Origin of the sequence: Pseudomonas sp. Sample_10, from assembly GCF_004321495.1 — a bacterium.
Lineage (GTDB): Bacteria > Pseudomonadota > Gammaproteobacteria > Pseudomonadales > Pseudomonadaceae > Aquipseudomonas.
On sequence record NZ_RCOE01000084.1, the window covers coordinates 1 to 14,115 of the forward strand.

At 57.6% G+C, this 14,115-nt stretch carries 14 protein-coding genes and 1 pseudogene; 5 read left to right on the top strand and 10 right to left on the bottom strand.

What is annotated here, in order from left to right:
• The 4 genes and pseudogenes from D8U18_RS07915 to D8U18_RS07930 all read right to left on the bottom strand — a co-directional run.
• Positions 1-91: pseudogene (locus D8U18_RS07915) on the bottom strand (CDP-diacylglycerol--serine O-phosphatidyltransferase); the annotation flags it as partial.
• Positions 92-236: 145 nt separating this feature from the next.
• Complete coding sequence (gene ilvC, locus D8U18_RS07920) at positions 237-1,253, bottom strand: ketol-acid reductoisomerase (protein ID WP_003228216.1); 1,017 nt, start codon at positions 1,251-1,253, stop codon at positions 237-239.
• 45 nt (positions 1,254-1,298) lie between these two features.
• Positions 1,299-1,790 (bottom strand): acetolactate synthase small subunit, encoded by a 492-nt coding sequence (gene ilvN / locus D8U18_RS07925; protein ID WP_003176102.1) that lies wholly within the window; start codon positions 1,788-1,790, stop codon positions 1,299-1,301.
• 2 nt (positions 1,791-1,792) lie between these two features.
• Positions 1,793-3,517, bottom strand: coding sequence for an acetolactate synthase 3 large subunit (locus tag D8U18_RS07930; RefSeq protein WP_131107410.1), 1,725 nt, complete (start codon positions 3,515-3,517; stop codon positions 1,793-1,795).
• A gap of 400 nt (positions 3,518-3,917) precedes the next feature.
• On the opposite strand from D8U18_RS07930, the gene D8U18_RS07935 reads away from it, so the two are divergent.
• Positions 3,918-4,340, top strand: a complete 423-nt coding sequence (locus D8U18_RS07935; RefSeq protein WP_131107411.1) for a DUF4124 domain-containing protein — start codon at positions 3,918-3,920, stop codon at positions 4,338-4,340.
• A 49-nt stretch (positions 4,341-4,389) separates the two neighbouring features.
• Here the strand turns inward: D8U18_RS07935 and D8U18_RS07940 are convergent, their stop codons facing one another.
• Genes D8U18_RS07940 through mrcB form a run of 3 tightly spaced genes read right to left on the bottom strand, consistent with a single transcriptional unit; the run spans position 4,390 to position 7,794 of the window.
• Entirely contained in the window at positions 4,390-4,725 is a 336-nt protein-coding gene (locus D8U18_RS07940; RefSeq protein WP_130907405.1) for a YqcC family protein, read from the bottom strand.
• Positions 4,725-5,459, bottom strand: coding sequence for a hypothetical protein (locus tag D8U18_RS07945; protein WP_131107412.1), 735 nt, complete (start codon positions 5,457-5,459; stop codon positions 4,725-4,727). The genes D8U18_RS07940 and D8U18_RS07945 overlap by 1 nt, the downstream gene beginning before the upstream one ends.
• Positions 5,460-5,475: 16 nt before the next feature.
• Entirely contained in the window at positions 5,476-7,794 is a 2,319-nt protein-coding gene (mrcB, locus tag D8U18_RS07950) for a penicillin-binding protein 1B (protein ID WP_056855611.1), read from the bottom strand.
• Positions 7,795-7,910: 116 nt separating this feature from the next.
• On the opposite strand from mrcB, the gene D8U18_RS07955 reads away from it, so the two are divergent.
• The 3 genes from D8U18_RS07955 to D8U18_RS07965 all read left to right on the top strand — a co-directional run bounded on the left by D8U18_RS07955 (position 7,911) and on the right by D8U18_RS07965 (position 10,419).
• The gene (locus tag D8U18_RS07955; protein WP_131107413.1) at positions 7,911-9,467 is read left to right on the top strand and encodes a bifunctional aminoglycoside phosphotransferase/ATP-binding protein; all 1,557 of its coding nucleotides are present in this window, start codon (positions 7,911-7,913) and stop codon (positions 9,465-9,467) included.
• Positions 9,468-9,557: 90 nt separating this feature from the next.
• Entirely contained in the window at positions 9,558-9,902 is a 345-nt protein-coding gene (locus D8U18_RS07960; RefSeq protein ID WP_056855613.1) for a pentapeptide repeat-containing protein, read from the top strand.
• A gap of 244 nt (positions 9,903-10,146) precedes the next feature.
• Positions 10,147-10,419, top strand: a complete 273-nt coding sequence (locus D8U18_RS07965) for a TfoX/Sxy family protein (protein WP_056855614.1) — start codon at positions 10,147-10,149, stop codon at positions 10,417-10,419.
• A 302-nt stretch (positions 10,420-10,721) separates the two neighbouring features.
• Here D8U18_RS07965 and D8U18_RS07970 read toward each other — a convergent pair whose 3' ends face one another.
• Positions 10,722-11,594 carry an ABC transporter substrate-binding protein gene (locus D8U18_RS07970; protein WP_131107414.1) on the bottom strand — a complete coding sequence of 291 codons (873 nt, stop codon included), beginning with the start codon at positions 11,592-11,594 and terminating at the stop codon, positions 10,722-10,724.
• 162 nt (positions 11,595-11,756) lie between these two features.
• Between D8U18_RS07970 and D8U18_RS07975 the strand changes: the two genes are divergently transcribed.
• The gene (locus D8U18_RS07975) at positions 11,757-12,074 is read left to right on the top strand and encodes a Rieske 2Fe-2S domain-containing protein (protein WP_056855616.1); all 318 of its coding nucleotides are present in this window, start codon (positions 11,757-11,759) and stop codon (positions 12,072-12,074) included.
• On the opposite strand, the gene sfsA is transcribed toward D8U18_RS07975, so the two are convergent.
• Both sfsA and D8U18_RS07985 read right to left on the bottom strand, forming a co-directional pair.
• Positions 12,071-12,784, bottom strand: a complete 714-nt coding sequence (gene sfsA / locus D8U18_RS07980) for a DNA/RNA nuclease SfsA (protein ID WP_056855617.1) — start codon at positions 12,782-12,784, stop codon at positions 12,071-12,073. The two genes, D8U18_RS07975 and sfsA, sit on opposite strands and share 4 nt — an antisense overlap.
• Complete coding sequence (locus tag D8U18_RS07985; protein WP_056855618.1) at positions 12,784-13,956, bottom strand: pyridoxal phosphate-dependent aminotransferase; 1,173 nt, start codon at positions 13,954-13,956, stop codon at positions 12,784-12,786. The genes sfsA and D8U18_RS07985 overlap by 1 nt, the downstream gene beginning before the upstream one ends.
• Positions 13,957-14,115: the final 159 nt, after the last annotated feature.

Consider the following 14,115-nt stretch of genomic DNA (forward strand, 5'->3'; position numbering starts at 1 on the left):
CAGCGTCGTGCCCTTCTTCGATATGTTCATCGATGGGCAGCAGGCTTTCGGCGTCAGAGGCCTGGTTTGGCTCTTCGGGACGTTCGCTCATGGACAATACCTTGCAACGGGGTGGAAAGTTTCGACAGGTGTCTGCGACAGCGGTTCGCATCGCAAACGATGCAGCTTTATACCAGAACCGGCGATCCAAACGAAAAAACGCGGCCTAAGCCGCGTTTTTCGTACAAGTGTCAGACTTAGTTTTTGGCTTTGTCGACGATCTTGTTGGCACCGATCCACGGCATCATGGAGCGCAGTTGCTCGCCGATGATCTCGATACCGTGAGCGGCGTTGTTACGACGCTTGGCGGTCATCGAAGGATAGCCGGTAGCGCCTTCGCTGATGAACATCTTGGCGTATTCGCCGTCCTGAATGCGTTTCAGGGCATTGCGCATGGCCTGACGGGATTCGGCGTTGATGACTTCCGGGCCAGTCACGTACTCGCCGTATTCGGCGTTGTTGGAGATCGAGTAGTTCATGTTGGCGATACCGCCTTCGTACATGAGGTCAACGATCAGCTTCAGTTCGTGCAAGCATTCGAAGTAGGCCATTTCCGGCGCGTAGCCAGCTTCAACCAGGGTTTCGAAACCGGCTTTAACCAGTTCAACGGTACCGCCGCACAGAACGGCTTGTTCGCCGAACAGGTCGGTTTCAGTCTCGTCCTTGAAGGTGGTTTCGATGATGCCGGTACGACCGCCACCAACGCCAGCGGCGTAGGACAGTGCAACGTTTTTGGCGTTGCCCGAAGCATCCTGGTAGATAGCGATCAGGTCAGGGATACCGCCGCCTTTCACGAATTCGGAACGTACGGTGTGACCTGGAGCCTTCGGCGCGATCATGATCACGTCGAGGTCAGCGCGTGGCACTACCTGGTTGTAGTGGATCGCGAAACCGTGGGAGAAGGCCAGGGTAGCGCCCTTCTTGATGTTCGGTTCGATTTCGTTCTTGTACAGGGAGGACTGGAACTCGTCCGGGGTCAGGATCATGACCAGGTCGGCAGCTGCAACAGCGGAAGCAACGTCAGTCACTTTCAGGCCATGAGCTTCAGCCTTGGCAACGGTGGCCGAACCTTTACGCAGGCCAACGGTAACGTCAACGCCGGAGTCTTTCAGGTTGCACGCCTGAGCGTGGCCTTGGGAACCGTAACCGATGATGGCAACTTTCTTGCCCTGGATGATCGACAGGTCGCAGTCTTTATCGTAGAAAACTTTCATGAATTTCCCCTATATCAGGCCGTTCAGGCCATTCGCTAATTTGGTTTAGATGCTGAGTACTTTGTCGCCGCGGGCAATACCGGTGACGCCACTGCGGACGGTCTCCAGAATCGAGGCGGTGCCAATGGACTGAATGAAGCTGTCGAGCTTGTCGCTGGTACCGGTCAATTGAACGGTATACACGCTGGCACTGACATCGACGATCTGTCCACGATAAATATCGGTGGTGCGTTTGATCTCGGCGCGCTGGGCACCGGTAGCCTTGACCTTGACCAGCATCAGCTCACGCTCGATGTGCGCGCTTTCCGACAGGTCGACCAGTTTGACTACTTCGATCAGTTTGTTGAGGTTCTTGGTGATCTGCTCAATGACCTCATCGTGACCGACAGTGGTCAACGTCAGACGCGACAGGGTCGGGTCTTCGGTTGGTGCCACGGTCAGGCTTTCGATGTTGTAGTTGCGCTGCGAGAACAGACCAACCACACGAGACAAAGCGCCCGGTTCGTTTTCCAGAAGCAAGGAAATAATGTGCCGCATGATTAAGTACGCTCCGTCTTGCTCAGCCACATATCGCGCATGGAGCCGTCTTTGATCTGCATCGGGTAGACGTGCTCGCTGGTGTCGACCGAAATATCGATCACTACCAGGCGATCCTTCATGGCAAACGCTTCTTCCATCTTCGACTTCAAATCTTTCGAATCGGTGATGCGCACGCCAACGTGACCATAAGCCTCTGCCAGCTTGACGAAATCAGGCAGCGATTCCATGTAGGAGTGAGAGTGGCGGCTGCCATAGCTCATGTCCTGCCACTGGCGAACCATGCCCAGTACACCGTTGTTCAGGATGACGATCTTTACCGGCAAACCGTATTGCAGGCAGGTCGACAACTCCTGAATGTTCATCTGGATGCTGCCCTCGCCCGTTACGCAGGCGACGTCATCATCCGGAAAGCTCAACTTGATGCCCATGGCCGCCGGAAAACCGAAGCCCATGGTGCCCAGGCCGCCGGAGTTGATCCAGCGGTTCGGCTTGTTGAACTTGTAGTACTGCGCCGCGAACATCTGATGCTGACCCACGTCAGAAGCAACAAAGGCATTGCCCTTGGTCACTTCGCAAAGGGTCTCGATCACGGCCTGCGGCTTGATGACGCTGCCGTCACCCTTGTCATAAGGGAACAGGCCAAGATCACCGCGCCACTCGTCGATCTGCTTCCACCAGCTGGCAACGGACTCCTTGTTCGGGGTCTCGCCGATTTCCTTGAGGATCGCGACCATTTCGGTCAGGACGCTCTCGACCGGACCAACGATTGGCACATCGGCCTTGATGGTCTTGGAAATCGAAGCCGGGTCGATGTCGATGTGAATGATCTTGGCATTCGGGCAGAACTTGGAGGCGCCGTTGATCACGCGGTCGTCAAACCGTGCGCCGACAGCCAGGATCACGTCAGCGTGGTGCATCGCCAGGTTGGCGGTGTAGCTGCCGTGCATGCCCAGCATGCCGATGAACTGACGATCCGTACCAGGGAAACCGCCCAGGCCCATCAGGGTATTGGTCACTGGCAGGTTAAGCATTTTCGCCAGCTCGGTCAGCGGCGCGGAGCCACCACCGAGAATCACGCCACCGCCCGAGTACAGCACAGGGCGCTTGGCCGCCAGGAGCATTTCTGCCGCCTTGCGGATTTGCCCGGAGTGACCGCGAACGGCCGGGCTGTAGGAGCGCAACTTGGCTTTTTTCGGGAAGACGTATTCGAACTTCTCGGCCGGGTTGGTCATGTCTTTCGGGATATCGACAACGACCGGACCAGGACGACCGGATTGCGCCAGGTAGAAAGCTTTCTTCATGACTTCCGGGATTTCCGACGCATGCTTGATCATGAAGCTGTGCTTCACGATCGGCCGGGAAATACCGATCATGTCGGTTTCCTGGAAGGCGTCGGTACCGACCATGGTGCTCGGCACCTGGCCGGAAATAACCACCATCGGAATGGAGTCCATGTAGGCGGTGGCAATACCGGTGATGGCGTTTGTAGCGCCAGGACCGGACGTCACCAGTACCACACCGGCTTTACCGGTGGCACGGGCGTAGCCGTCAGCCATATGGGTAGCCGCTTGCTCGTGACGAACCAGGATGTGGGTCACTTCCGGTTCTTTGAACAGGGCATCGTAGACATGAAGAAGAGCACCACCCGGGTACCCGTAGATATATTTGACGCCTTCGTCACGCAAAAAGCGGACGAGCATCTCACCGCCAGATAAAAGCTCCACGTTGTTCACCTCTAAAACGCCAGAATACCGACCCATGAAAAAGGGACGGGTCTTAATAGGTTTACTTCTCGGCAGAGCATGAGCGACGGTGGTCGCCGACTACGTCAGCACTGACTGAGCAAGTATTGGGATCGTCCCAAGTGTTGCGGGCTTCTCCCACCCAGCGCGAGGTAACGCGTTGCGGGTGTAACAGGTCGGCGCGGATGTGCGCCTCATGATCTGCTGAGAGGGTCTGCTTCTGGCAGTCCCTGTACAGCGGACTTTGGATTCTTCTGTTTCGCCCTTCGCAAGTCAAGCCGTCTATGTGCTTTATTCTAGTAACCGCATGAGAACGCAAGAAAAAACCTATAAATCCCATGTGTGTTAGCTTCAATTGCGCAACTTTTGACTAGGAATTGGCATGCGTACGCACTTCTTCATCGCCGGCCTGTTGGTCGTCCTCAGCCCGGCGGCCATGGCCGCGCAGATTTACAAATGGGTCGACGCCCAAGGCGTTACCCATTTCGATGGCCAGCCGCCCCCAGGCCTGCCAGCCACGACCATTGTCACCCCCGCTTCATCGCCGGGCAAACCACCCATCCCCGGCAACGGCGGCGCCATCGGCAATCAACAGGCCATCGACAACAGCGTCAAGAAGCAGGTTGCCGAGCAGCAGGAACAGTTGAAAGTGTTTTGTGAGCAGGCGCGAACGAATCTTGCGCAGTTGCAGAACAATCCGCGACTCAGGGAGGAAGTGGAAGGACAGTTGCGCCGTCTGGACGATGCACAGCGGCAAGAGCGCATCGGCGAAACGCAGAAACAGATCGCGGACAACTGCCAGTGAACGCCTGCAGGAGCCGAGTTTGGTCGGCTCCTGCAATGGGCGGGGGGAGTCAGCGGGCCGCGGTGATCAGTTGATCAAACTCTTTGAGCAGCACTTGCAACTGGCGATCCCGGCCCTGGACATTGCGTCCAGCGAAGACCATTTCGGCCATTTCCTGAATCCCTGAAGCATTCGGCAACGGCAGGTCCTGCTCGAGGATCGCTTTCATGCGCGGCAGGAATATCCACTGCAGCCATTGTTCGAAGTCCAGCGTATCGACCGAAAAGGGTTCCACGCTGGAAAGCGCTTCGGCGGATGGCCGAACGTCGTCCCACCACCCTTGTATCCGCAGCTCTCGCTCGATCAGCAGCAACTGATCGGCGATCTGGAGAAAACGTGCGTCCATTACGACGTAACCTTGGCTTTCTGACGGGCCAGTGCCGCACCAGAGGAATCACCCTGTTTCTCGCGAGCCTGAGCGATCAGCTCCCAGAGGCTGGCTTGAAGAGCCGGACGGCCATTGGCGAAGGTCAGGCCACGACGGGCGAATTGCTCGGCTTGCGCGGCATCACCTTGGGCCATGCGCACTTGCGCCAGGCGATAAAGCACTTGAGGTTCACGCGGGGCTACTCGTTGGGCGCGCTCCAGGCTCGAGGACGCACCGTTCAGGTCGCCGCCAGCCTGTTGTTGCTGAGCAGTGGTCAGCAACGCAAGGACCGGGCCGTCCAATTGCTCGTCGGCAGACAGGCCACCAGAACTCGCCGACGGAATTCCGCTCGGCGTCGACGGCATGCTGTAGCTGCCCTGATTGACCGGCGCAGATTGAACCGGCGATGTATCAATCGGCCCTGGCGTGATCGGCCCAGGAGTAATCGGTGTGGTGCTGATCGGTGTCGACGTCGTTGCGCCCCCGCCCGGGATCATCACAACCACACCGGTATCGCCTTGTGGAATCGCCTGTGTTTGCGATTGCACGGGACGCTTCAACGTCGTCTGGCGATAACCACCGTTCGCGGAAACGCGCTCGCTGTTGGAAACCGCGGTACCGGAATCCACAACCGGAATCGAACCACGCTGCACTGAAGAACAACCGCTGAGCAAAGCCACGGCGGTAACCGCTGGAATCAACCACTTGTTCACTTGAAACCCTCTTTGCTTAATTCATCCAGCCCTTGACCCAATCCATCACCGTCTCTGCAGGGTTTTCACCCCCACAAGCGGCACCGGGAGGCGGTTCGCTGCCGCGAATATACGGCATCTGCACGGCACCTGGGCAACCGGCATCGGAGCCTTGTCCGGTTCGCGAATCAACCCAGGCCTGAACGATATTGTCCGGCTGCGGCATGTCCAGGGGAAGTGGGTCTGCCTTACGCATGAAGCTGGTCCAGACCTGCAATGCGCCAGTAGCGCCGGTGAATGGCGTCTTGCCATTGTCATCGCGCCCCAACCAGACCACCGCCAGCAAGTCCTGACTGAAGCCAGCGAACCAACTGTCTCGGGAGTCGTTACTGGTCCCCGTCTTGCCCGCCAGGGTCAAGGTTTTCGGTAACACGTTGTAAACCGAACTGCCGGTGCCTTCCCGCATGACCCGCTGCATGGCGCTCTGGATCAGATAAATCGAAGCCGGGTCGAAACGCTGTTGAATCTGGAAAGGGTAACGCTTGAGCGGCTCCCCCTCCGCCGTCAGCACGCTGCGAATCCCGCGCATCGGCGTATTGAAGCCACCGTTGGCGAGTGTCTGATACATGGTCGCGACTTCAATCGGCGTCATGCCGCCAGCGCCCAGCAACATCGAAGGGAAGGCCGGAAATTCGCGGCTTACGCCCAGACGCCCCAAAGTCTTGAGGACATTGGGCACACCCACCGCCAGACCGAGACGCGCAGTCGACAGATTGTAGGAATGCGCCAGACCTTGATAAAGGAAGACCGTGCCGTGAGAACGACGATCATAGTTTTGCGGCTTCCAGACCTGGCCATCCGCCCCTTTGACCGAAAAGTATTCGTCCGACAACCAACTGGTCAATGTGTACTGGCTGGGTTTCTCAAGCGCGGTCAGATACACCGCTGGCTTGATCAACGAGCCGATAGGTCGCACAGCATCCAGTGCCCGGTTGAAACCGGCAAAACTGGCCTGGCGACTGCCAATCATGGCCTGGACCTCACCGGTTTCCGGATTGGTCACGACCATGGCCGCCTCGACGTCGTCAGATCCTTTGCGCCCGGAAAGACGCTTGAAGGTGTCGTTGACCGACGCTTCGGCCTTCATCTGCAGGATCGGGTCAAAACTGGTGAAGATGCGCAGGCCTTCTTCGGTCAAGTCTTCGTCGCGATAGTCTTCACGCAGTTGACGCTTGACCAGATCAAGGAAGCCAGGGAACGAGCTGTCCGCCAGCTTGCCTCGCGTTGTCACGCCCAACGGCATTTTTTTCGCGGCGGCGACTTGCTCGGCACTGGCAACACCTTGTTGTTCAAGCACGTCCAGCACCAGATTGCGCCGCTCGAGTGCCCGCTCAGGATTGCGACGCGGGTTGTAATAGGAAGGCCCCTTGACCATGCCTACCAGCATCGCGACTTGATGCAGCTTCAGTTCGGACAATGGCTGCCCGAAGAAAAACTGGCTGGCCAGACCGAAACCGTGCACAGCGCGCTGACCGTCTTGACCGACGAACACTTCATTGAGGTAGGCCTCAAGAATTTCCCGTTTGTCGTAATGCAACTCGAGCAACATCGCCATCATGGCTTCGGTGAGTTTACGACTCAGGCTGCGTTCGCTGGTCAGGTAGAAATTCTTGACCAGTTGTTGCGTGAGCGTACTGCCGCCCTGAGTCATCTTGCCGCCAGAAGTGTTGACGTAGACAGCTCGCGCAATCGACTTGGGCGACACGCCCCAATGGCTATAGAAATCCCGATCTTCCACTGCGACCAGGGTTTCCAGCAAATAGGGCGGGACCTGATCGATTTTGATCAGAATGCGGTCTTCGAGGTTCTTCGGATAAATCCCGCCGATCAGCAGCGGCTCCAGGCGCACTACCGAAAGCTTCGAACCGTTCGTCGCCGAGAGTTCGGCCACATAGTCGCCGGAGAAACGCACACGCACCGGCTGCGCCTGTTCCATGCCTTCATAAAACTGGAAACCACGGGTATTCAAATCAACAGTATTACCGTTGACCGCCGCAGCGCCGGGGCCATTGCTCACACTTTCACGGCGATAGCCCAAAGCATCGAGCTCGGTAAGAAAGTCGTCGCGACTCAGCTTTTGTCCGACGAACAGCTCGAGCGGGCGCGCGTATACCTTCGCCGGAATGGTCCAGCGCTTGCCGGAAAACTTCTCCTGCACGACGGCATCGAGGTAAACCGCGAATCCGGCCAGCACTACCAGGCCGACCAGACTGAGTTTAAGGGCCCAGCCCAGCCAAGGCCGCAAGCCTCGGGAAGGTGGTTTTTTAGGGGTACGGGGGGATCGGGTACGAGTCATGGCGGCGGATTATACGCACTTTATTCGTCCCCAACAGGAGCCCTCCGAGTTTGCGTTAGGCTGGCTAGCCGCCATAATAGCGACCTGAAATTTTTCCAGACTCTGAAGGATCGCCTGTGAGCCAGTCCCTGATCGCCGCCCTGCAAAACCCGGCCCTCTACCCGCACTCCGTAGACGGGTTCCAGCTCATCGAAACCCACATTTCCTGGGTACTGCTGACTGGCGACTTTGCATATAAAGTGAAGAAACCGATGAATTTCGGCTTCCTCGACTTCACGACCCTCGAAGCCCGCAAGCATTTCTGTGGCGAAGAGCTTCGCTTGAACCAGCGCCTGACTGACGATCTTTATCTTGAAGTATTGCCGATTACCGGCAGTGCCGAAGCACCTCAATTGGGCGGGGATGGCCCGGCCATCGAATACGCGCTGAAAATGCGCCAGTTCCCCCAGACCGGCTTGCTCAGCACCCTGCAAGCCAACGGCGAACTGACTACCGCACACATCGATGAGATGGCAGCCCAGATTGCTCGCTTCCACCTCAACGCACCGAAAGTCCCGGCGGAACATGAAGCCGGCACCCCCGACAGCGTGATGGCCCCCGTGCGCCAGAACTTCGAACAAATCCTGCCGTTCATCAGCGACAAGGCTGACCTTCAACAACTCGACGCCCTGCAAGCCTGGGCCGAAAGCAGCTTCGAACGCCTCAAGCCACTGCTCGTGCAACGCAAGGCAGATGGCTTCATCCGCGAATGCCATGGTGACATCCATTTGGGTAACGCCACGGTGATCGACGGCAAGGTCGTGATCTTCGACTGCATCGAGTTCAACGAGCCCTTCCGCTTCACCGATGTTTACGCCGACAGCGCTTTCCTGGCGATGGACCTGGAAGACCGCGGCCTTAAATGCCTGGCACGGCGTTTCATCAGCCAGTACCTGGAACTGACTGGCGATTATCAGGGCCTGGAACTGCTGAACTTCTATAAAGCCTACCGTGCGCTGGTGCGCGCCAAGGTCGCACTGTTCAGCATGCCGGCCGATGCCACGCCGGTGCAACGTGCCACCAGCCTGCGCCAGTACCGCAATTACGCCAACCTGGCGGAAAGCTACAGCACCATTCCTTCCCGTTTCATGGCCATCACCCACGGCGTCTCCGCAGTAGGCAAAAGCCATGTGGCCATGCGTCTGGTGGAAGCACTGGGCGCCATTCGCCTGCGCTCCGACGTAGAACGCAAACGCCTGTTTGGTGAACAGACGATGGCGAACGATCTGCAGGCAGGCATCTACAGTAGCGAAGCCAGTACCGCCACGTACCAGCGCCTGCATGAAATTGCCGCGGTGATTCTGCACGCCGGTTTCCCGGTGGTGGTTGATGCGACCTACCTAAAGCACGATCAACGTGACAGTGCAGCAAAGGTGGCAGAAGCGACTGGCGCACCGTTCCTGATTCTGGATTGCAATGCCCCTCAAGCTGTCATCGAAAGCTGGCTGCAACAACGTCAGGCCGAGAAATCGGATCCATCCGACGCGACATTGGCCGTTATCGAGGCTCAACAAGCCAGTCGCGAAGCCCTCACGCCAGCGGAAATTCTCTGCAGCAAACGCGTCCAGACCAATGAAAGCGGGACGCTTGACACCGTGGTAGAGCAGATTCGCCAACGCCTTCCGGGGCTGTAAAAAGTATTTCGGTCGTGAAGCCCTCTGCGGCTTCACGGCTGTCAAATAGTGGCACTATACTGGCGTCATAAAACCAACAGGTGATGCGACATGAGCCAGCCGAAACTTCTCGACACCCCGCTGTATGCCTTGCTGCACAAGGACGACATCACAGGATTCAATAACGAACGACCAAAGGAAGGACCGATCGACATGGTCGGAGGCGATTTCCGAGGCCTGGACCTGCGCGAACTCAATGCTGATGGTATCGACTTCACCGATGCTTATTTTCGATCCGCCGATTTGCGTGGCATCGATTTTCGCAAGGCTTCGCTTGAAGGCGCGAGCCTGGCCCATGCACAGATTTCCGGCGCCTACTTTCCAGCGGAACTCAGCGCTGACGAAATTCTGATGTCGATGAACTTCGGTACCCGATTGCGTTATCGCACACGCTGAATCCCGTGCGTAAATTGACAAGTCCAGCGCCCCCGCCTTGCGCTGGACTTCAGGTGTATTTCCTCTGATTTCCAGCTGTTCCCCGCTGCTTCCTGCCCGTTTCGCGGATTTTATCCGCGTGCTTTTTCAACGACGCTTAGAAGCTTTTGCGTCGAAAACGACCAAACGATAACGCTTTTCCTGCTGATGGCTACACTCCTCAGAAGCTTGCCCACGCACCATTCGGCCATCGCAAGGAGGCTTGATGAATGATGAACTGCAACACCTGAAAAATCTTGGCAAGACGTCGGCGCAGTGGCTGCATGCCGTGGGCATCCACAGCGCCTCTGACTTGCGTCGCCTCGGGGCGGTGGATGCTTATCGGGCCGTGCGCACGCGCGGCTTCAGGGCTTCCAAGGTGTTGTTGTATGCAATAGAAGGCGCCCTGATGGATGTGCACTGGAATGACATTCCTGCCGAACGCAAAGAAGCCCTGAACAAACAATTGGAGGCTATTTCTTCACGCCACAAGAGCTGAATGACGGCTGTCGCTTCCCTTGGAATCAAGCCAATGAAAAATTAACTCATCAAAAACGATCGACCAAAGTCAGCTATTTCAACGACTTACATCGAAAGCTCATCAACAGGCTGGAAAACGGGTAATCAGATGTTGACTCGCTAATGAGAATCGCTATGATTATCACAACTGGTCGCGAGACTGGTCGATTTTCTGAATAGCCCTTGGTTCGGACTCTCAGATTATCTCCTCATCAGGCTAATCACGGTTATTTGACCCGGCTCTTGCCGGGTCTTTTTTTTGCCTTGGAAAAGTCACACGACTTACTGACCGTCTGTTTCGGGATAGAACTCGTCGGCGAGCTTTTTCAGAACTTCAGGTAAACGTGGCCCCAATCCACCTACGAGCAAGGTTGGATCGAGCTCGATGACCCGCCCATCCCTGGCGGCACGAGTGGATGCCAGAATCGGGTTTTCCTTGAACAACGCGGCCCGCGCCGCATTGCCGCTCAATGCCCTGTCGGCAAACACCAGGACATCGGGATCCAGGCTCACCAGCGACTCGTTGGAGAATGGTTTGTATCCGGTGTGGGTCGCCAGATTGTGGCCGCCGGCCCGTTGCAGCAGCCAATCGGCAGCGGTGTCCTTGCCGGCAATCAGCGGTTTGCCACCTGCATGACCGAGCAACATCAGAACGCCGGGCGATGGTTTCGTCAGCTGTGCACGGGTCACCCGGACTTTCTGTTGCTCGAGGGCCTGTTGATAAGTGGCCAGCAATTGACTAGCCCGGTCTTCCGCGCCGAGTAACTTGCCCAAACGCTGGAGGTTATTCTGCAGCGTGGAGAGGTCCGGTTGCGCCGAGAATAATTCGACCTGCACACCCGCACTGCGTACCTGCGACAGCACCGGCGGCGGCCCCATTTCCTCTGTGCCGACCAATATCTGCGGGCGCAAACTCAAGATGCCCTCCGCCGAAAGCTGGCGTTGATAGCCGATACTGGGCAGTGCCTTGAGGATTTCAGGATGTTGACTGGTGGTATCGACCCCCACCAATTTCGACTCACCGCCCAACTCAGTCACCCACTCGGACAGCGCTCCCCCCGCACTCACCCAGCGTTGCGGTAACTCGCCGGCAGTCGCGTGATAGCAAACGAAGAATCCGACGCAGAGTGCAGCAACACGGGTAGTCAGACGCATGAAGAGCTTCCTTTTAGGGTTTCCCGGGCACTGAATCGACAAGCCAAGTATCCTGCGCATCTGGCTGCCGCTAGGCCGGCTAGTCAGTCATTTGATAATCACTCGCATTTTTACGTCAAGCTCATACACATCCGGTCACCATTGCGGGACCTGAGGACCAACATGAAACTTCTGTGTGCCGGCGTTGAGCTGGCCGATGCCAGTAGCCGCGGCTTCGAGATCGATGGCCAGAAACTCTTTGCCGTGCGCCGGGGCGGCCAGGTTTATGTGTACATCAATCGCTGCCCGCACCGGGGCGTGGGCCTGGAGTGGACGCCTGACCAGTTTCTCGACCCCAGCAACAGCTTGATCCAGTGCGCCACCCACGGCGCGCTGTTCTTGATCGAGGATGGCGAATGTGTGTCCGGCCCTTGCGCGGGCCAATCGCTGACCCGCGTTACCTGCCGTGAGGATAGCCAAGGGATCTGGGTCAGCCTTTAATCGCCCAACAGCACCTCCAGCCGTCGATCCACCACCATTTCTTCATGGGTCAGGCTCACGCCATAAGCCAGGACTTCAACACCACAAGCCACAGCCTCACGTAACGCCGTCGCGTAGACCGGGTCGATTTCTTGTGCCGGGCGCACGGCGTCGATCCCGGTCAGGTTGACACAATACAGTTGCACCGCACGAATCCCGTCTCGAGCCAAGTGGGCAAGCTCCCGAAGGTGTTTGGCCCCACGCTGGGTCACGGCATCAGGGAACGCGGCAATGGCGATGCCGCCGAAACCCAGGGTGACGCTTTTCACCTCTACATAGGCCGGCCCTTCGGGGTAGTCGAGACGGAAATCGATCCGGCTCTTTTCCTGACCATAGGCCACTTCGCGCTTGAGCTCGGTAAAACCGTTCAGTTCCGTGATGACACCCGCCCGCAGCGCTTCTTCGATCAAGCCATTGGCCCGACCGGTATTCACGCAAAAATGCCTCCCATGTGGCGTCTCACCAATTTCCCAGGTACCTGGCAATTTGCGTTTGGGGTCATTGGAGCGGCTGAACCAGACTTGCCCGCCTTCGACCTGACAATTGAGCATCGAGCCGGTGTTTGGGCAATGAATAGTCAGCAACTCGCCGCTAACGGTCTCGATATCGGCAAGAAAACGCTTGTAACGACGTATCAGCCGACCTTCTTCGAGAGGAGGATGAAAGCGCATCAGCCTTGCCAACTCCGCAGACCACGAGCGATCCGATCCACCGCTTCCTCCAGGCGATCCAGACTTTGGGTATAAGCAAACCGCACATGGTGCCCCGCCTGATAGCGACCGAAATCCAGCCCAGGGGTAAACGCTACGTGTTCGGTTTCGAGGAAATGGCGGCAGAACGCGAAGGCATCACCGCCGAACTTGCTGATATCAGCGTACAAATAGAAGGCACCTTCCGGCTCGACGGCAATCCCGAAGCCTAACTCACGCAGCGCTGGCAACAGGAAATCCCGACGCCGCCCGAATTCGGCACGACGCTCTTCGAGAATGCTGATGGTCGCCGGCTCGAAGCAGGCCAACGCGGCGTGTTGAGCCATGCTTGGGGCGCTGATGTACAGGTTCTGCGCAAGCTTCTCCAACTCGCCGACCGCGGCTTCTGGCGCGACCAGCCAACCCAGGCGCCAGCCGGTCATGCCGAAATACTTCGAAAAACTATTAAGCACGAAGGCACTGTCGTCGACTTCCAGCACACTGGCGGCATCGGTGCCATAGGTCAGGCCATGGTAGATCTCGTCCACTACCAGGTGACCATGGCGCTCCTTGATCGCGCGAGACAGCCCGGCCAGCTCATCGCGGGTCAGTATTGTCCCGGTCGGATTGGCCGGTGACGCAACCAGCGCGCCGACGCTGTCATGATCCCAATGCCGCTCGATCAAGCCGGGCGTCAATTGATAACGCACATCCGGGCCGACCGGCACCAATTGCGCCGCGCCTTCGACCAATCGCAAAAAGTGTCGGTTGCACGGGTATCCCGGGTCTGCCAGCAGCCAATGCTTGCCCGGATCGACCAGCAAGGCACTGGCCAGCAACAGGGCACCGGAACCCCCGGGCGTTATGAGAATGCGGCGCGGGTCGATGTTCAACCCGTAACGCTGTTGATAAAAGCCCGAAATGGCCTCACGCAGTTCAGGAATGCCACGGGCCGCGGTGTAACGGGTCCGGCCTGCCTCCAGCGCGGCTTGCCCCGCACGAATGATCGGCTCGGCGGTAGTGAAGTCCGGCTCGCCGATTTCCAGGTGGATGACATCGTGGCCGGCGGCCTGCAATTCATTGGCCCGTGCGAGCAACGCCATGACATGAAAAGGTTCGATCGCGCGACTGCGAGCACTGTAGGACTGAGCCATTGGCCTTCCTTCAACGAAGAAAAGAATCGATTCTACCCAAGCGCAGGAACGAGCGAGAACCTAAAGCGGTCAGAGGCGTTATGGCCCAGACCCAAAACGACTCAAGCGAGCGCCCAAGGTTTGACTAAAATCAATATTTGAGCAGCGCTCCAGACCCAC